General features: G+C 39.6%; 18 protein-coding genes, 1 pseudogene and 1 CRISPR repeat array. Of the genes and pseudogenes, 14 read left to right on the top strand and 5 right to left on the bottom strand.

Annotated features, from left to right (window positions below; genetic code table 11):
• Positions 1-80: 80 nt before the first annotated feature.
• Positions 81-338: a CRISPR direct-repeat array (repeat unit 37 nt; unit sequence CTTTCAACCCACCCCTAGCCGGAATGGTGGTTGAAAC).
• Positions 339-847: 509 nt separating this feature from the next.
• The gene (gene cas12k, locus FD724_RS09780) at positions 848-2,749 is read right to left on the bottom strand and encodes a type V CRISPR-associated protein Cas12k (RefSeq protein ID WP_179072481.1); all 1,902 of its coding nucleotides are present in this window, start codon (positions 2,747-2,749) and stop codon (positions 848-850) included.
• Positions 2,750-2,911: 162 nt separating this feature from the next.
• On the opposite strand from cas12k, the gene FD724_RS09785 reads away from it, so the two are divergent.
• From FD724_RS09785 to FD724_RS09835, 12 genes and pseudogenes are all read left to right on the top strand, one after another.
• Positions 2,912-3,073 carry a hypothetical protein gene (locus tag FD724_RS09785; RefSeq protein WP_179072482.1) on the top strand — a complete coding sequence of 54 codons (162 nt, stop codon included), beginning with the start codon at positions 2,912-2,914 and terminating at the stop codon, positions 3,071-3,073.
• A 676-nt stretch (positions 3,074-3,749) separates the two neighbouring features.
• Positions 3,750-6,140 carry an EcoAI/FtnUII family type I restriction enzme subunit R gene (hsdR, locus tag FD724_RS09790; RefSeq protein WP_179072483.1) on the top strand — a complete coding sequence of 797 codons (2,391 nt, stop codon included), beginning with the start codon at positions 3,750-3,752 and terminating at the stop codon, positions 6,138-6,140.
• A 28-nt stretch (positions 6,141-6,168) separates the two neighbouring features.
• Positions 6,169-6,840, top strand: a complete 672-nt coding sequence (locus FD724_RS09795) for a hypothetical protein (RefSeq protein ID WP_179072484.1) — start codon at positions 6,169-6,171, stop codon at positions 6,838-6,840.
• Between the two features lie 32 nt (positions 6,841-6,872).
• A complete protein-coding gene (locus FD724_RS09800) occupies positions 6,873-7,259 on the top strand; it encodes an IS630 transposase-related protein (protein WP_179072485.1) in 387 nt (128 codons plus the stop codon).
• Positions 7,178-7,819, top strand: a complete 642-nt coding sequence (locus FD724_RS09805) for an IS630 family transposase (protein ID WP_179072486.1) — start codon at positions 7,178-7,180, stop codon at positions 7,817-7,819. Before FD724_RS09800 ends, FD724_RS09805 begins: the two co-directional genes overlap by 82 nt.
• A gap of 35 nt (positions 7,820-7,854) precedes the next feature.
• The gene (locus tag FD724_RS09810) at positions 7,855-8,145 is read left to right on the top strand and encodes a hypothetical protein (RefSeq protein WP_179072487.1); all 291 of its coding nucleotides are present in this window, start codon (positions 7,855-7,857) and stop codon (positions 8,143-8,145) included.
• A 37-nt stretch (positions 8,146-8,182) separates the two neighbouring features.
• Positions 8,183-8,821, top strand: a complete 639-nt coding sequence (locus tag FD724_RS09815) for a hypothetical protein (RefSeq protein WP_179072488.1) — start codon at positions 8,183-8,185, stop codon at positions 8,819-8,821.
• A 5-nt stretch (positions 8,822-8,826) separates the two neighbouring features.
• Positions 8,827-10,134 carry a class I SAM-dependent DNA methyltransferase gene (locus FD724_RS09820; protein WP_256874509.1) on the top strand — a complete coding sequence of 436 codons (1,308 nt, stop codon included), beginning with the start codon at positions 8,827-8,829 and terminating at the stop codon, positions 10,132-10,134.
• Entirely contained in the window at positions 10,065-10,358 is a 294-nt protein-coding gene (locus tag FD724_RS40755; RefSeq protein ID WP_372726507.1) for a hypothetical protein, read from the top strand. Before FD724_RS09820 ends, FD724_RS40755 begins: the two co-directional genes overlap by 70 nt.
• Positions 10,359-10,403: 45 nt before the next feature.
• Positions 10,404-10,826, top strand: a complete 423-nt coding sequence (locus FD724_RS09825) for a helix-turn-helix domain-containing protein (RefSeq protein ID WP_179072489.1) — start codon at positions 10,404-10,406, stop codon at positions 10,824-10,826.
• A 121-nt stretch (positions 10,827-10,947) separates the two neighbouring features.
• Positions 10,948-11,463, top strand: coding sequence for an IS630 family transposase (locus tag FD724_RS09830; protein WP_256874586.1), 516 nt, complete (start codon positions 10,948-10,950; stop codon positions 11,461-11,463).
• A gap of 14 nt (positions 11,464-11,477) precedes the next feature.
• Positions 11,478-11,990 (top strand): annotated as a pseudogene (locus FD724_RS09835) (transposase); the annotation flags it as partial.
• On the opposite strand, the gene FD724_RS09840 reads toward FD724_RS09835, so the two are convergent.
• The 4 genes from FD724_RS09840 to FD724_RS09855 form a co-directional block, all read right to left on the bottom strand.
• Positions 11,955-12,473, bottom strand: coding sequence for an alkaline phosphatase PhoX (locus FD724_RS09840; RefSeq protein WP_256874510.1), 519 nt, complete (start codon positions 12,471-12,473; stop codon positions 11,955-11,957). The pseudogene FD724_RS09835 and the gene FD724_RS09840 overlap by 36 nt on opposite strands.
• Before the next feature lie 78 nt (positions 12,474-12,551).
• Entirely contained in the window at positions 12,552-13,280 is a 729-nt protein-coding gene (locus tag FD724_RS09845) for a transposase (RefSeq protein WP_179071338.1), read from the bottom strand.
• Positions 13,277-13,744, bottom strand: a complete 468-nt coding sequence (locus FD724_RS09850; RefSeq protein WP_179071339.1) for a hypothetical protein — start codon at positions 13,742-13,744, stop codon at positions 13,277-13,279. The genes FD724_RS09845 and FD724_RS09850 overlap by 4 nt, the downstream gene beginning before the upstream one ends.
• 65 nt (positions 13,745-13,809) lie before the next feature.
• Positions 13,810-14,319 carry an alkaline phosphatase PhoX gene (locus FD724_RS09855; protein ID WP_256874511.1) on the bottom strand — a complete coding sequence of 170 codons (510 nt, stop codon included), beginning with the start codon at positions 14,317-14,319 and terminating at the stop codon, positions 13,810-13,812.
• Positions 14,320-14,558: 239 nt separating this feature from the next.
• Between FD724_RS09855 and FD724_RS09860 the strand changes: the two genes are divergently transcribed.
• Both FD724_RS09860 and FD724_RS09865 read left to right on the top strand, forming a co-directional pair.
• Positions 14,559-14,957 carry a hypothetical protein gene (locus FD724_RS09860; protein WP_179072490.1) on the top strand — a complete coding sequence of 133 codons (399 nt, stop codon included), beginning with the start codon at positions 14,559-14,561 and terminating at the stop codon, positions 14,955-14,957.
• 267 nt (positions 14,958-15,224) lie between these two features.
• Positions 15,225-17,591, top strand: a complete 2,367-nt coding sequence (locus tag FD724_RS09865) for a tetratricopeptide repeat protein (RefSeq protein WP_179072491.1) — start codon at positions 15,225-15,227, stop codon at positions 17,589-17,591.
• Positions 17,592-17,726 lie beyond the last annotated feature (135 nt).

Consider the following 17,726-nt stretch of genomic DNA (forward strand, 5'->3'; position numbering starts at 1 on the left):
AATTATCCCGAACGAAGTGCGCCTTTCAACCCTCCTAATTGAAACAAATATCTCACCTACCTAGTAACAACAAAAATTTGCTTTCAACCCACCCCTAGCCGGAATGGTGGTTGAAACTGCCTTCGATCGCTCCTTAGAAGTGCGGAATTTGTAACTTTCAACCCACCCCTAGCCGGAATGGTGGTTGAAACGTCCTTGGGCTTCTGTTTTGGGAATGGCAAAACCGTGCAACTTTCAACCCACCCCTAGCCGGAATGGTGGTTGAAACTCTCAATCGCGCAGAGTTTAGCAAGCATTACGGCTTTCAACCCACCCCTAGCCGGAATGGTGGTTGAAACCCCTGCCGTCTAGACCCCTTGCAAATAAAGCTTTTCAGATACAAATTTGGCATATCCCTTAAAAAGCTTCTTTCGTCTCGCATCAAAAAACTAAATCAATTGACACACTAGTCTCTGAAATTAAGACATCACAAGGGTTTTAAAGTTTTGGCGGGACTCCAGGGATTTTGCCCCCGCTTTGACACGCCAAAAAAATATTTTGGAAGGTTCCCCCGATGAAGGGGGTGATTCAGTAGCCACCACTGTAGTAATCCACACCGTTATGAATAACGGCTACGGCTAAAAGCCTTACTCCTTATTGCTGGGAGCGCACCTATCCTATCTATAGAATTCAGAATTCTACAGATGGCAGCATCAGAAGCGGGCAGCTACCAGGGTCAGAAAGCATGACAGTCTGACAACCGCCAAACTAACCCAGATTTATCACAGCACATTGGCTCAAAAGAGCATGAACTGCGGCGCTGTTATAAAAATATTATATTGTCAAGGTTCGGATTAGTGAATAAAACTCAAGCAGCTTGACGTTCTTGGTAAGCAAAGACGGCTACATCTCGCGCTTTTTCTTGTGGGCTACCTCTGATTGGCTGCGTACCAATTTCAATAGCAATTCCAGCTTTTACAGCTTGGGATTGAATATTCTCAATCAATCGACCGTAACTCCAGCGATGAACGCTCATACGATATTCTTTTGCGTATTTTTTTTGAATTTCCTTATTACCAGGGCATTTCTTCTCTGCTCTGGATTGGATTTCACTGCTGATTTGCTCACGCATATCACGGAGTTTTGGGATAACTATACTGCCTGCTTGATAGGTTTTGGCGATCGCAATAATTGCATCTGCTAATAATCTATCTATATATTGCCCTAACTCTGATTCACCAAAGGAGTTTGGCGCATTCTGTTTCTGAGCTTTGTGTCGTTCGTGAGATAGGCGTTGCTGTTGTTGTCGCTGACGATTGAGAAGATTGTAGTTTTCACCAAGTAGTTGTTTGACGCTGCGATAAGCTAGAACTTCATTTTTAACAACATCTACCACCGCTACTGTGACTGGCTTTTTTAGACCAAAACTAACGCCAACTAGGATTGAGGGTTGACCTTGATAATTAGGCTTGCTGGGGCGAGGGAAAGGGTTATTAATTCGATCTAGCGTGGATTGCTGACGAGTGATAAAAGCTTGCTGTTTATCTTTGAGGTTAGCTTTCTGTTTTACCTTCGTTAAAGTTTTGGTAATTGTGGTGACTTTCTCTTCAACTACCTGTTGAGTTCCTTCAGTAGTCCACATCCGAGTATCTAAAGAGCAGTAAAGATGCAGATGATTTCCTTTCCAGACTTTAGCTTTTTCCTCACCTGGAAACCAAGCAAGCCTCGCTGAACGCAGAGTGAACAAACTGCTTGAATGTTGGTTTTTACTATTGCGTTTAATTTCTTGATCCTCTAAAAAGCGTTGAAAGTACTGCACATGACGCTTATCACAGTAAATCTCAAAGGCCAGTTTTCCCAAGCCATTGAATCGAACAAAGAGACGACCTTTGCCATTTTTTAACCATGTCATATCTTCGTTAGATTCGTAAGCCACAGGAAAGGGGACATCAGCAATTTTTCTTAAAAGTGCTGCTTGCCAAGCTTTTGCCTCTTTTTCATTTTGAGCTACATTAGCTGTAGCAATTTCTAAAGTTTCTAACCACTCTTCTCCTGTCAAATCTCTACCTTTAGGTATGCGACTTTGAAGTTGGTCTTTTAATCGCTCAATCTCTATTTCCTTTTTGCGTCTATTTCTAGTAAATTCTTCTGGGTCTTCGTCGAGTTCACTGATTTTACACTTATTTTTGAGCAGATATGCGAGAGCGCAACGAGTAAGAGGGTCTTCTGTTTCTCCGTAAGTGTTTAAGAGAATTTGGAAAAGTGAAGATTTTTTGGACTTTGTAGATTTTTTAGTCTTTTTGCCCTTTTTCTGCTTGCTATTCTGCTCGGACTGAGGGGTAAATTTGGTAAGAATTTCGGTGGCTTTAGTACGAATTACGTTTAAGCTACATTGACTTTCTTGTTCGAGTTCTAGATCGCTTTTGAGCATTTTCAGCCAACGCTCTTTCCCCTCTATTTGGTACTTTCTGCGTTTTTGTAACGCAAACCAGGATTTATATACATAATCCACTAAAGCGATCGCAGAAGTGTAAAAGCGTCCAGGTTGATCAGCAAAACGCTCTTGAGTTTTGAGGGAGTTAACAAGTGTTTTGAGTAATTCAGTAGGTATTTTGCCTTCTTCTAGCCAGGTTTCAAATTCTGGGTGCTTTCCTACCTGTAGCAACAATTCATTGATAAGTGGTGTATTTTTTTCAGCCATAAGTTCCCACAGTTGACGGAGAGTGTCTTCTTCCGCAACCAAGCGACATTGAATTGTAATAACGCTCATGGTGTCCTCAGCTTTGTAGATTCGGTAACGCTGACAGGATTGTTAATTGTTTTTTTACTTCTAATATTATAGCGCAATGCCGCAATAGCGCAATTCCGCAAATGTTTTTTTACTGAGAGGCTGTGCAAAAATGAAAGCCGCAAGCTTTGGCTTCAAATTAGGATGGCAGAAGAAACTAGAGAAGTTCGGGGTAGACTCCCTAAAGACTTAAAAATCGCCTTTGAAATTGCCTGTGCGCGTTTGGAATTGACCCAGACTGCGGCTTTGGAGGAGGCGATTAGAGATTGGTTGAAAAAGAAAGAGTCCTCTGAAAAACAGCACTAGGAGGATTGAGGGATGCATTTGCTATCGGTTTAGTTTGCTGGCAGAATACTCACACTATTGAGGGAAGTTAACGATTCTGGCGGTTATTGCTCAATAATTATTTATGATTTCGGGATGAAGCTTATACTCTTTGGTATTGCCGTTATGATATTCTCCAACAAAATCCTTAAAGGATTCAAAACTAAAACTTTTGCCTATTGCCTTTCTAATTAGAGTCAGCAAATTATTTCCCGCATCTGAAAAAAGCGGGAACGCTCTCCAAGAACAGTAAAAATTGCACTGAGAACGACTATTGAATGGGGTAAGCTAAACCATCTGCATCAAAAATTTTTGACTATAAAGGAAACGATCTGACTCTTCAAAACCTCTGGTAATTGGGTCAGCCCATTTTTGATATTCTTCTTTGGTGAGTTTTAGTACTTCAGCACGACCACAGCAACGCTTGGTAATTTATCGGTATTCCACCCTTGCTTTAAAACTTCTATCCTTTTGGCGTAGCCAGCTACCAAAGTAACTGCTTGTACAAAATCAGTGCTTCGTAGCTTTCGCAACAGTTTTATCGCTGATTATCGCTCAGGTATTATTTGCATCTTGAATAACAAGGGTAATATTTTTTGTTTGTGCGTAGACATAACTAGGTGTTAAGTTATAAAACTAACTAGTAAAATAGCAAGCAATGAGCAATGAACCTAATACCTGCCGTAAGTATGTTGAACCAAAACTAAGAGATGCGGGGTGGGAACAGGAACCACACGATTATACTGAGCAGTATTACTTTACTGATGGCAAGATTCGTCCCAAAAACAAGCGTCAGCCGCGTGGTAAAAGTAAATTTGTAGATTATTTGCTGTTATACAACGGAGAATTTCCCTTAGCGGTAGTAGAGGCGAAAAGGAAGCGCAAAACTCCTGATGAAGGACTGGAACAGGCAATAGACTATGCCAATCTTCTAGGGGTGAAGTTTGCTTACTCGACTAACGGACAAGGAATTGTAGAGTTTGATTTCATCACGGGTAAGCAGTCTGATGTGATGGAATCGTTTCCCAGTCCTGATGAACTTTGGCGACGATTAACTGGGGAAGCGAAGGAGCAAATTAGAGGCGACATAGCAGAAAAACTCTTAACTCCGTTTTATCCAATTCCAGATAAACCACTGCGCTACTATCAACGAAATGCTATTAATGCTGCACTAGCGGCAATTTTCAAAGGTCAAAAGCGCCTACTGCTAACAATGGCAACGGGAACAGGTAAAACTACTGTTGCTTTCCAAATAGCTTGGAAACTGTCAAGTTTGGAGTGGAATATTTCTGGAGAATCTCGTTCCCCTAGAATTCTGTTTTTGGCAGATCGGAATGTGCTAGTAGATGACCCGATGAATAAGGATTTTTCTGCCTTTAATGAGGAGAAAATTTACAAAATTCAGGGGGAAGCGAAAAAAGGACGTGACCTCTACTTTGCTATTTATCAAGCAATTGGTGATACACAATATAGCTTTGGACTCTACAGAGAATACAGTCCTAATTATTTTGACTTGATTATTGTTGATGAGTGTCACCGAGGTAGCGCCAGGGATGAAAGTAAGTGGCGACAAATTTTAGAACATTTTGATCCTGGGTATCAGTTGGGATTGACAGCGACACCGCTACGGGATGATAACGTTGATACCTATCGCTACTTTGGCAATCCCCTTTACACATATTCCCTCAAACAAGGGATTAATGATGGTTTCTTAGCTCCCTATCGTGTTTATCGGATTACTACCCGTTCCGATCGCCAAGGATGGCGACCTAACGCTGGAGAGATTGACCGCTATGGAAGAACAATTCCCAATGAAGTTTATCTCACTCCAGACTTTGAGCGGAAGTTAGTTAGAGAAGCCCGGACAAAGGCGATCGCACAACACATCACTGATTTTTTGAGAAGTGGCGATCGCTATGCCAAAACTATTGTCTTTTGCGTAGATGAGCAACACGTTAAGGCAATGATTAAGGAATTACGCAATCTCAACAGCGATATCACCAGAACAAATCCTGACTATATAACTCGCATTACCTCTGATGCTGGTGATGTTGGTAAGGGGCATCTCTACAAATTTAAAGATGTCTTGGATGAAACTCACATTATTGCTGTTACAGCTAAGTTGCTAACAACAGGGGTAGATATTCCCACCTGTAAAAATGTTGTGCTTGCCCGTGTTATTCGTTCAATGACAGACTTTAAGCAGATTATTGGGCGGGGAACCCGTGTACGAGAAGAACGGGGTAAACGGTCGTTTAATATACTCGACTACACCAATAGCACGGTGTTGTTTGAAGATAGAGATTTTGATGGAGAACCCGCCCTTATTAATGAATCAGAGATAGATGATCAGGGGGAAATACTCTCTGAACATGAAGAGGAATTAGATTCAGAAGAGTTAGAAGAGGAAGCAGACGACTTAGAAGACGATGAAAGGTCTGGATTTCCGGGACTTCCAGATGATGAAGACATACTACCTCGGAAATATTACGCTGACGGGGGAAGCGAAGAGATTGTTGAAGAAAGAATTTATGATTTAAACCCAGATAATCAACTGCGCTTGTCTCGATTAATTGACTACACCAGAGAACAAGTTCGCATCCTGTATCGTTCCACTATAGAAATACAGCAACGCTGGGCAGATCCAGAACAGCGTTCAGAAATTATTGAGTTGTTGGCGGATAGGGATATTGATTTTGATGAGTTAAAACAAGTTACTAATCTTCCCGAAGCTGACCCTTTTGATTTACTATTTCATATTGCCTTTGATGCTCCGGTGCTGACTTGCAAGCAACGGGCTGAAAGGTTGCGACGACGCAAGGCTGACTTTTTTGAGCAGTATGAGGAAGATGCCAGGGCAATTTTAGAGATACTTTTAGACAAGTATGCAGAAAAAGGAGTTGAGGAGTTTAATGTTCCAACTACATTTAAGGCTAACCGCGAGTTTCATAGATATGGTAATGTAGCTGAAATTGTTCAAAGATTTGGGGGTGTTCAGGAGTTGATGGACGCGGTAAATCAGTTACAAAGTTTATTGTATTCGGCGTAAATATTGATTTATATGAAAATAAAATATTATGAATATTCAAACCAGATTTGGAGCTTTAGAATATTTGTATGATTGTTTTGAGAAGCTTAAAGTTAGTAATACAAAGAAAAAAAATATTGACAATTCAATGTCTTTGATTACATCTGAAATGGAAGAAATGAAATCTCAAGCATTGAAAGATGGAATTAATTTACAAAAATATAGTTTAACTGGACAAGATTTTGAACAATATCGTATTCAAGATGATTTGATCTGTAAGTTATGGCAAGATTATTTAAATATAAAAGAAAAACAATATAAACAAAATTTTTCTTCAGACATAATAAATTGTATCTATGAATTAGAAAAAAAATATTTTACAAATCTTGAATGGTTATTGCCTACTTCAAGCTTAGTGATTGTAAATAAACAATTCAAATGTAGTTTTGGTGATCCCTATATAATTGAAGATTTTTTTAAATCCAATAGCCTAAATAGTCAAACTATTGATGATTTATTTATTAATAAATTAATGACTGTTGACAGAATCAATACAACATTAAAATCTTGGGCAGATAATGGAAATATACAACACAGATATCCTATTCTTAAACAAGCATTAGAAGCCCATAACGAAAGCAATTTTTTCTTAAGTGTTTCAACTTTAATTCCTCAAGTAGAAGGTTTGATCAGAGATATACAGCACTTCCGTCTGTTATAAGGTACACTAGATTAAAATATAAATATTTTTAAATGAAGTCATACTCTGTCGATTTTCGAGAAAAAATAGTTGCGGCACATCTTCAGAAAAACATCTCAATCAGAAAAGTAGCTAATATATTTTCCGTCTCAAAGAGTTTAGTCCAAAAGCTTGTAAAACAACAAAAAGTTGAAGGAAACTTACAATGCAAGCCACGAGGAAAGCCACAATTTAGTCATCTAACAAATGCTGACATAGAGTTGAGAGAATTAGTTGAATCACATCCTGATGCAACATTGATAGAGTTGTGTGAATTATTCGCAGATAAGACTGGTAATTGGGTAGGTCGTAGTGCAATGTGTCGGGCGTTACAGAAATTAGGATTAAATCGGAAAAAAAAACAAAGCGGAGTACCCAAGCAGGCACGGAGAAAGTCCTGAATTTAAGATTAGATTTTTGGGAAAAGGTCAAACATATAGAGCCAGAAAATTTAGTATTTTTGGACGAAACTGGCGTTTTACTTGGTTTAACAAGGACTCATGCCCGTTCACAAATGGGAACAAGAGCTTACTCTCTTAACCCCTTCTATCGGGGATCAAAAGTTACAGTAATTGGAGCAATTAGTATTAAAAAAGTAGTTGCATTAATGACAATGAATAATTCAATGGATGGCGAAGCTTTTGAATTATTTATTGAGAAGTTTCTAGTGCCAGAGTTATGGTCAGGAGCAGTGGTAGTTATGGATAATTTATCCGCACATAAAATCGATTCAATTGTGCCAATGATTGAAGCTGTCGGCGCTTCAGTTATTTGTTTATCCCCATATTCTCCCGATTTTAATCCAATTGAATTATGGTGGTCACAACTTAAATCTTTTTTACGCAGTTTTGCTCCAACTACAACAGAAATGGTTGATAAACTAATATCAGTTGCACTCGACTTAATAAATCCTCAACATTTAAGAAACTGGTTTGCTAATTGCTGCTACTGTACCTCATAACAGCCGGAAATGCTGTAATAGCAAAAGATCATAAAATGAAGAAAATTTCTGATCGTGACGGTTTATTAAATACTGATATTAATAGAGCAATTACATCATTAGAAGAAATTTGGAGACAAAAAGACATTAACGATATAAATAATGTTTTAAGGCAAAGTCCTGTATCAAAAATGCTAGAAAATTTATACGAAGATGAGCGAGAAATACTTAATAATGATGGATTATATCGTAAAGGTATTTGTCATGGAGGAATAACTACTTTTGGGACGGCTAAGAATTCTTTAAGGTTAATACTGATTCTTGATAGACTAATTGTTCTATTTTAGAGTTTAATAAAAACCAATTGAATTATACAATTTATTTATGATTAGAGAAATTGAAAATCAACTTTATCCTAATTGGATTTTCCCAACTTCAACTTTTGAATGTAAAACAGTTTTGAAACTTGTTAATGATTTTTATGAAGAAAAAATACCATCAGAGGAAAGATTTATTAATACATTAATGACAACATCGAAAATAGAAAGATTTTTATATAACTGGAACAGAAAAGAAAATAGTAATTTAAAAAAAAGAATCCCTATATTAAACGAAGCTATTAAAGCCCATTTAAAAGAAAAATACTACTTGAGTGTATCTGCATTAATACCACAAATAGAAGGATTATTAAAAGATGCAGCAAAGGAAGTTGGTATTGAAGGAGTTATCTGTTGGCAAGACCTAGATGAACGATGCCTTGAAAATGCTGTCAATGCCATAATGGGAAAATGGAAGGAAGAAATGTGGATTAAACATGAGTTAGTAGATTTACTTAATGAAAATTTTTCCAAGGTAATTGCTTATTTATATAAAGAATATAATTCAGAATACGACCGGATAAATGTACTTAATCGTCATGGAATATGCCACGGTTTACAAACAAATTTTGGTACTGCTACAAATTCTCTACGTTTAATTCTAATAATTGATCGAATCATCTTCTTTATGGTAGATGAAAAATAATTATAATGAAAAGAAAAAGCACATCTAACAAACCCGTCACAACAGCCCAAAAACTAGGCAGCGTGATTAAGTCAGCGCGTGACATTATGCGGACGGATAAAGGATTGAATGGAGAATTAGACCGTCTTCCGCAGTTGACTTGGATTATGTTCTTGAAACTTTTGGATGATTCCGAGAAACTGCATGAGGTGGAAGCAGAATTAGAAGGAATTTCCTATAAATCAACCATTCAACCGCCTTATCGCTGGCGAGATTGGGCTGCTAATGAAAATTTTACGGGCGATCGCCTGAAAAGTTTCATCAACAATGATGAGGCAATTTTACCAGATGGCAGTAAAGGTGCAGGGTTACTCGCCTATTTGCGGAATCTCAAAAGCAAAACCGGACGCGATCGCGCTGATGTAATCGCCAAGGTGTTCAAAGATGTCACTAACCGCATGATTAGCGGGACTTTGCTGTGGGATGTGCTGAATAAGGTAAATGATATTCACTTTGATAAATCAGAAGAAGTGAATCTCCTCAGCACCCTTTATGAGTCGATGCTAAAAGAAATGCGAGACGCGGCGGGAGATTCGGGAGAGTTTTACACCCCCCGTCCGGTAGTGCGGTTTATCGTGCAGGTGATGGAACCGAAGCTGGGAGAAACCATTTTTGACCCTGCTTGCGGAACAGGTGGTTTTTTGGTGGAGGCGTATGAATTCCTGAAAAAGAATTGTAGCGCCCAAGATTGGCAAATATTACAAAAAAGCATTATTGGCGGTGAGGCAAAATCCTTGCCTTTGATGTTAGCGCACATGAGTTTGCTGTTACATGGGTTTGAATATCCCGATATTGATGACGGTAATAGTCTGCGGTTTACTATTGCTGAAATGGGTGAAAAGGATTGGGTAGACGTGATTCTCACAAATCCGCCGTTTGGGGGTGAGGAGGAAGACAGAATTAAAAATAACTTTCCCCCAGATAGACAAACCAAGGAAACGGCGTTGTTATTCCTTCAGTTGATTATGCGTCGTCTCAGACAAAGACCCAAACCAGGACGCGCCGCAGTAGTATTTCCCAATGGGGTGCTATTTGGGGATAATACTTGCGCCAAACTCAAGGAAGATTTACTCAAGGATTTTAATCTGCATACCATTGTCCGTTTACCTAATGGGGTGTTTGCGCCTATACTGGCATTCCTACAAATTTGTTATTTTTTGACCGTTCTGGACAAACGAATGAGATTTGGTACTATGAGTTACCTTTGCCAGAAGGACGGAAAACTTATACCAAAACTAAGCCGATACAGGATGAAGATTTTTCCGTATGTGTAGCATGGTGGAAGAATCGAGAAGAGAATGCACAGGCTTATAAATATAACTTTAGGGAAGCTTATAATCAGGCGATAAAAGATGCAACGCCTCATTGGTATGCTGGTAAGAAAGCAGAGGAAACGGCTAATCAACTTGCAAAGGCAGTCAAGGAATTAGCTGAGAAAATCCAAGGCTTGCAGAATTCAATTTTGGATTTTTCACCGTCTAATACCAATTTAATATGAAGCTGCATATAATAGAGGAAACAAACTCGATAAATTAAAAGAACCATGAGCCGCCCTTTTAAGATTGAAATCGCAGAGAGCGAAGAAGAACTTAAAAAACGTTTACAAACAGCGAATTTAGGAACCCAGAAAGAAAAGCTTATTATGCTGTGGTGGATAAAAAGCGGGCAGGTTAAAGAGCAGCAAGATATTGGAAAACGCTTGGCAAGAGATACTTCAACGGTCACGAGATGGTTGCAGAAGTACAAAACTGATGGGATATCAGGCTTATTAGAAATCAAAAAAGCACCAGGAGCAAAACGGAAAATCGATGATGCTGCGATCGCAGCACTTGAGGAGGAGTTAAAAACAGGAAAAGGCTTTAGTAGCTATGGTGCAATAGTTGAGTGGTTAAAAGAAGAACATGGACAAGATATAGAGTATGCAACGGTTTATGCGTGGGTTCGATATCGATTGGGGCAAAACTAAAAGTGCCTCGCCCTCAAAGCCATAAGCAGGACGAAAAGTTGGTATCTGAGTTTAAAAAAAACTCGGTATCATACTCAATTGTCTAGAAGAACATTTAGCACCCGGCAAGTGTGTTCGCTACCTGTGCCAGGATGAAACTAGGGTTGGACTCAAAACTCTTACAGGAAAAGTGATTACAGCTTTTGGAGTCAAGCCCACTGTTAAGGTGATATGGCGAGGGAAAACTTTTTGGATTTATGGTGCAATTGAACCATTAACTGGAGACCACTTTCTTTATGAATATCCAAAACTAGATGGCGAGTGTTTTCAACAGTTTTTGGACTGGCTATCTGTGCAATTAGGCTCGGATTATGCAATTTTACAGATTGACCAAGCACCGGCTCATACAAGTTCAAAACTCCGTTGGCCAGAAAATATTATTCCTTTGTTTCAACCACCTTCAGCCCCTGAACTCAATCCCATTGAAAGACTTTGGCAACTCCTCAAAAAACCACTCAAAAATCAACTTTTTTCTTCTTTACAAGCTTTACGCGAGCGCATCCAAGAAATATTCGACCAACTTACTTTTGAGCAGGTAATTTCTGTCTCTTCTTACAACTTTATCCTGGAAGCTTTATTCTATGCAGCTTCATATTAAATTGGTATAAAGATATTGATGGATTAGGAAAATATTATTATTGTCCTCTAAAACGTAATCGACTTGTTGATGATACAGCAGGTGAAGAAGATTATCAAAAAGTTGAATTGTTATCTTGGAATGAAGAGGAGTTGAAATCAGGTAAAATAGTTAAAATAAAAAAGTTTCCTCAAGCGAAAAAAGTGAAACTGTTCCGGGTAATTGTCTCCACCGACAAAACGGATTTTATCGCTATAAACGATTTATCTCAAGATTCTACGGACGTTGTACAAAAAGTGTGTAAGGTACGATGGAAGGTTGAGGAGTTTCATAGAGAATTAAAACAATTGACTGGTATTGAATCATGCCAATGTCGTAAGGGTCGTATTCAAAGAAATCATATTGCCTGCGCTATTTTAGTTTGGCTTAGGCTCAAAAATTTAGCTTATAAAACTGGTCAAACAATCTATCAAATTAAGCATGGATTGTTATCAAATTATTTAGTTCAGCAACTAAAACGTCCGAATGTTCCCATGTTTATTGCCTAGTTGTTTGGCGCACGGCGCGGCTACACCGCGCCATTGCTTGTGACAGTTGCGTAAGTCCTGTCCAGAACTACCACCGCTCTTACAGGTGAAGTAGACATAACCACTGCCATAAAAGATGCCTTCCCCACCTGAAAACCTGGCGGCACCGCTGTTATACCCTGCTGTTCTGACAGTATCAGATGTGGGATCAGGATTGCTAATCTGTACCCAGTTCACCGCCCTAGGCGTATTTTTTGGGAAACCCGTAGCTGTGTTGATTCCAGACGACCCCGTAATCCTTAAAGCGTATAGCGTGCCGCCAGCACTCAGGTTGTTGCTTTGGTTGGGAATGAAGCGGTAGAAAAGCCCATCACTCCGGTCTTCTGTCATATAGATATACCCTGTGTTGGGGTCTACAGCAGCAGCCTCGTGATTAAAACGCCCCATAGCGGTTAGTGGGACGGGGGTGACAAAAGTATTTGCACTACTGGGAACTTCAAACACATAACCATGCTTCTTGCCATTATTGCTTTCAAAAGTTTCCTCGCAGGTTAAGGGATTTGCAAGAAAATAAGATACCAATTAAACGGGGAAAATTGTGATATCCCATTTAGGTAGAGTTTCGGAAGGTTGCCAGAAGGTTTGGTAGTGTTCTAACTCTTGTGAGAGAACCTTGATTCCTTTTTCATAGGTTGCTTCAACACGGTGAACAATGGGTGCAATCCCTTTCCAAGTCATATTGGAAGCCCACTTGATGGCAACTTCAATCGAATCCAGAATTGCGCCATTCCAATAGTTCTCTAGGGCTGCCCAACACCTCTCTATGGGATTGTACTTGCTATGGTACGGAGGATAGTAAATCAGTCGGATTCTTAAATTAATTGCTTGAGACAGTTCAACCATACGTTTGATAAACTGTGTGCGGTTACTGCGAGTTGCTGCACCACCATCAAGGTCAATTACCCATTCATCATAATCTTGGTAATCGTGTTGATTCTCATACCACCAAGCAGTTAAACAATCGACAATAAAATCACTGGTTTCAGCCGACTGACCTAAGTAAATCGTAAGCTTTTCACTGTGTGTGTTGAGAATGCCAAAAGGAACTAAGACTGCCTCCCACTGTGTATCGTGGTCATCCGCAGCTTTTGCTTCCAGTGTCCGAGCTTTACCACCTCTGGAAAGATTGCCAATCTTCACCTTGGCTTTAGTATCGATAGAGACTCGCAACGATTTGGGATTCTCATCCGATGCCTGATTTTCCTGAAACACATTGTCGAAAATGGCATCTGTTTGCGGAATCTTTTTCAAGGGCTTTGTTTTTTGTGTTTTTTTAGGCGATACCCCAAGCTATTAAGAATCTTCCCCAGAGTTTGACGAGACGGCAATTGACTGTGGTCATAACCTATTTCACTGATTAATGCTTCTCGTACCGCTCTGGCACTGATACGAGCATATAGAAAGGTCGATTGAAATTTTGGAGCTTGGGCTTGAGCATCTACCAAAGAACAAATATCTGCTTCTAAATTGGGCAGAATCTCAACACTATTATGTCGTCCCCTTGCATGATAGTTATCCACACAGACTATCCCTGTCCGCCGTTCATGCAAGCCAAGTTGTACACAGGAGCGATTCCATCCTAAAACTGTTTCTGCAATGCGTGCTGAACTATCGAAGTAATCTTCAGTAACTTTTGCCATGAAGTCTCTTTTACAGCTGCCAGTTAGTTTCTTGGCTGCATCTTTGAAGGTAGATTTTATGGTGTCGGTAAGCATGAACCCTGTGATTCCAATTCTAGAAATTCAGAGCAAACGCGGGCAGATCCGCGCCTCCTATTCTTCTAGAATGACTGGTATTTTATTTTCTTGCAAGCCCCTAACCATGACCCTGAAGGCGTAGGGCCACCAGCACAGTTGCGAATAGTTCCAGCTAGGACACCCCGATGTTCTACCAGGTTGCGGGAAGAATTAACAACCAATTTAGTACAACCGCCCCTCCCATTTGTGTTGTACTTGCTGCCATTGGGAGCGCCCACACCATTGCCAGAAGTACCGAGTTCATGATTGCGAATTAGAATCGTATTGCCATTAGACCCGGCAAAAGCACCCATACCATCGTGACCACCCGGTACTAAGTAACCATCATTCATCGTTTGGCCTGTTTCGGATAGTCTGCGGTAAGTGAATCCTGATGGCAAATCTAATACTCCGTTGGGGTCGGTCACTAAATTGCCGTAGGGGCCCGCAGCGATCGCAGGTTTAGCATAAAATGCTTGCAAAGGAGATAGAAGGACAGCACCTGTAGCAGATGCTCCTGCCAGGGTAAAAAACTCACGTCTCGATAAATTCAATGTATACTCCCTGATGTTTTAGATGAGCGCTTAATTTGTTGCAAATAGCTAGCCTCAATTATCTAAGAAGAGTAAGTTTTTCAAATTAATAAGAGGTTAAAAAAAGATTATTCAAGGCATTGAAGTAAGACAAATTTCTAAACTTATCTCCTTAATGTTTTTTCTTCGGCAAGTGATTATTCGTATGTAATAAGTGATGTTCCGGTTCATCGTTACAATTATGTAAAATTAATACAAAAATGACAAAGCTACAAATTGGCTCTCCATCAGAAACAATAATATACGCTCAGAAATACTGGAACGCCACTGGGATTTTTCTAGAAATAGGAGCAAGTTATAAGTTTGAAGTACAAGGAGAACAGTTTTGGTATGATGCCAAGATTAGAAGTGATGCAGATGGGTATACAAAACCGTGGCTACGTTGGGCTAAGATGTTCCGCAGAAAACCAAACGAAAACTGGTTTTCCCTAATTGGTAATATTGGCCAGTCTGGTGAACAAGAGTTCTTAATTGGGAAGAAATTGGAGAAATATAAAGCTTCTTCAAGTGGGGAGTTGTTTTGTTATGCCAATGATGTTCCAATAATGTATTTTAACAATCGTGGAACATTAATTTTGACTATTACAAGATTGAGGTAATTGAAGAAGAATTCAGAATTCAGAATTCAGAAGTCAGAATTTAGGAGTGGAGCCGGAGACGCTGCGCTATCTGCTAGTCGTATAGAACTCATTCTGTTAGCGGATAGCTAAGGTTTAGCCCATTTTGACTCCTGACTCCTGAATTCTGTTCGATAAAAGTCGGGAAAAAAGTCGGGTTTACAGAATCTTATCCGAAAACTCCCGCAACATAACTGTAGAGTGATTTATAGTTGTCCCTAAAATCTGAACTCCCCTCGTCGTTACACAATGGACGCTGAAGCAGCATTAGCATGGTTAGATGCCACAATTCCCCCGCAGACTGGGGAACGGTTGAGCGATTTACAAAAAGTGATTCTTGTGCAAGTTTGGTTGGGTAGAAAATACTTGGATATCGCTCATTCTTACGGTTGTACCGAAGGACACGCCAAGGATGCTGGTTCTCAGTTATGGAAGCTGCTTTCTCAAGTATTGCGAGAAAAGATAACCAAAAGTAATTGTCGTGCTACTTTGGAACGGGTTCTGAGAAAAACGACTGCAATATCATCAAGTCTGATTGATTACTCGCGATCGCCACATCCCACCCCAAAATTAGAGGATACCAATTTTATTGGACGAGCAGAAGCGATCGCTCACCTGAATACTTTGGTAAATCAAGGATCGAAAGTGATTGTTATCCAAGGTGAGGGAGGCTTAGGCAAAACTACTCTAGCGCAGCAATATCTCCATCAAGAATTTGACTTGGTTTTGGAACTGCTGATGGCGAAGGAAACGCAAAATATCACCCCCGCCGAACGAGTAGTAGAAGAATGGCTCAAACAAGATTTTGAGCAAGAACCTGGGGTAGAATTTGGGGTTACATTGGGACGACTCAAGCGCCAACTCCACAATCGGCGAATTGGGGTGTTAATTGACAATCTCGAACCTGCATTAGATCAACAAGGTGGATTGATTGCTTCTCACCGCAACTATGTAGAACTATTGCGGGTGTTGGCTGATGCAAGGGTGCAATCTGTTACCTTGATTACTAGCCGCGATCGCCTTTGTGAACCTGGGTTGAATGTGAATCACTATCGGCTTCCTGGTTTAGATCAAAGTGCATGGCAAAAGTTTTTTAGCAACCGTGGGTTAACTATCAACTCACCAACCTTGCAAATCATGCATCGCACTTATGGCGGTAATGCTAAAGCAATGGGAATTCTCTGTGGTTCGATTCAGGAGGATTTTGGCGGTGACATGGTTCTTTATTGGCAAGAAAATCATGCCGATCCTTTAGCAGCAACGGACTTAAAAAATTTAGCGGTTAGTCAAATCAATCGTTTGCAAATCCTCGACCCTCAAGCTTATCGCCTGCTTTGCCGTTTGGGATGTTATCGTTACCAAGATATACCCACCATCCCATCACAAGGGTTATTTTGCTTATTGTGGGATGTCCCACCCGATCAACATCGCCAAATCATCGCCTCTTTGAGAAATCGGTCTTTGGTGGAGTGCGATAAAGGTGAATACTGGCTGCATCCGGTGATTCGTGCTGAAGCGATCGCACGTTTACGCCCCAACGATGAATGGGAAATTGCCAATCACAAAGCCGCAGAATTTTGGACAGCTAGTATTAAACAAATTGAAACCTTTAAAGATGCTTTACAAGCTCTGGAAGCATATTATCATTATATAGAAATTCATGAGTTTGAGTTAGCAGGTAAGGTAATTTTAAAAAGTAGAAATAATCAATGGCAGCAATTTTTGCCTCTTGGTAGTACGTTGTATCGGATGGGTTTAATTCAACCGATACTGGCGGCAATTAATCAAGTTGTTAACAATCTGGAAAATAACCAAAACCTCAGCGAACTCTATAATATACTGGGCGATCTATATTGGATAACAGGTAAAATTAGTCAAGCGATCGCTTGTCAAGAAAAGACTATTACTCTGGCAACCCAAGCACTCAAATCACTTATACCTCAGCCAGAAAATAAACATCCAGTTTACTATCTGAGGATGCTAGAGGTAGATTCTTTATTAAGTATTGGTCTTTACAAAATAGATTTATGGGAACTAGAGGCAGCCGCAAATTTATTTCAACAAGTAATTTACCTAGCCCAAAATACTGAGCATCATCGCTGGGCAGAGAAAGCATCAGTTTGTTTAGCTTTGGTGTATTCTTATTTAGGTTTGCGTGATGCCTCCTTTGCATTAGCAGATGTAGCTTATCAGAATATTACAAACGAAAAACTAGTAGAACAGACTGGGAGATTTGTCTATTTCATGCAAATTTTGGGTCAAACATACGTCAATTTAGGAGAGTTTTATCAAGCAAATCAAATATTACACCAAGCTTTAACTTTTGCGGAAGAAAGCCACTATATGCAGGTAAAAGCAAAGACACTCAATGGTTTAGCAGAAATAAATCGACAACAAGCAGATTTTGAATTAGCCCTGGATAATCATAGAGAAGCAATCGAACTGTTGGATAAAATAGGTGCTAAGTGCGATCTAGCTGAAGCTTATTATCAATTAGGTTTAACTTATCAAAAGATGGCAAAGCCTGATGAAAGTAAACTTAATTTTAATCAAGCAATTCAGTTATTTACTGAAATAAAAGCTCCGAAGCAAGTTGAAAAAATTTCAATTTCATAATTTGGTTCATTTATCTGCGTTAGCAGGCAGTGTAACAGTGGCAATATATAAAATATGAGTTGCTTATAGTTTCTGAATGAGGCAATAGGCAATAGGAAAGAAGGCTTTTGAGTTGTATTTTTCAAAAATCAAATA

This window comes from Nostoc sp. C057, assembly GCF_013393925.1.
GTDB lineage: Bacteria > Cyanobacteriota > Cyanobacteriia > Cyanobacteriales > Nostocaceae > Nostoc > Nostoc muscorum_A.

Coding starts and splice junctions, on each gene's coding strand:
- cas12k (WP_179072481.1), bottom strand. CDS start 2,749: ATGAGCGTTATTACAATTCAATGTCGCTTGGTTGCGGAAGAAGACACT.
- FD724_RS09785 (WP_179072482.1), top strand. CDS start 2,912: ATGGCAGAAGAAACTAGAGAAGTTCGGGGTAGACTCCCTAAAGACTTA.
- hsdR (WP_179072483.1), top strand. CDS start 3,750: ATGAGCAATGAACCTAATACCTGCCGTAAGTATGTTGAACCAAAACTA.
- FD724_RS09795 (WP_179072484.1), top strand. CDS start 6,169: ATGAATATTCAAACCAGATTTGGAGCTTTAGAATATTTGTATGATTGT.
- FD724_RS09800 (WP_179072485.1), top strand. CDS start 6,873: ATGAAGTCATACTCTGTCGATTTTCGAGAAAAAATAGTTGCGGCACAT.
- FD724_RS09810 (WP_179072487.1), top strand. CDS start 7,855: ATGAAGAAAATTTCTGATCGTGACGGTTTATTAAATACTGATATTAAT.
- FD724_RS09815 (WP_179072488.1), top strand. CDS start 8,183: ATGATTAGAGAAATTGAAAATCAACTTTATCCTAATTGGATTTTCCCA.
- FD724_RS09820 (WP_256874509.1), top strand. CDS start 8,827: ATGAAAAGAAAAAGCACATCTAACAAACCCGTCACAACAGCCCAAAAA.
- FD724_RS09825 (WP_179072489.1), top strand. CDS start 10,404: ATGAGCCGCCCTTTTAAGATTGAAATCGCAGAGAGCGAAGAAGAACTT.
- FD724_RS09850 (WP_179071339.1), bottom strand. CDS start 13,744: ATGCTTACCGACACCATAAAATCTACCTTCAAAGATGCAGCCAAGAAA.
- FD724_RS09860 (WP_179072490.1), top strand. CDS start 14,559: ATGACAAAGCTACAAATTGGCTCTCCATCAGAAACAATAATATACGCT.
- FD724_RS09865 (WP_179072491.1), top strand. CDS start 15,225: ATGGACGCTGAAGCAGCATTAGCATGGTTAGATGCCACAATTCCCCCG.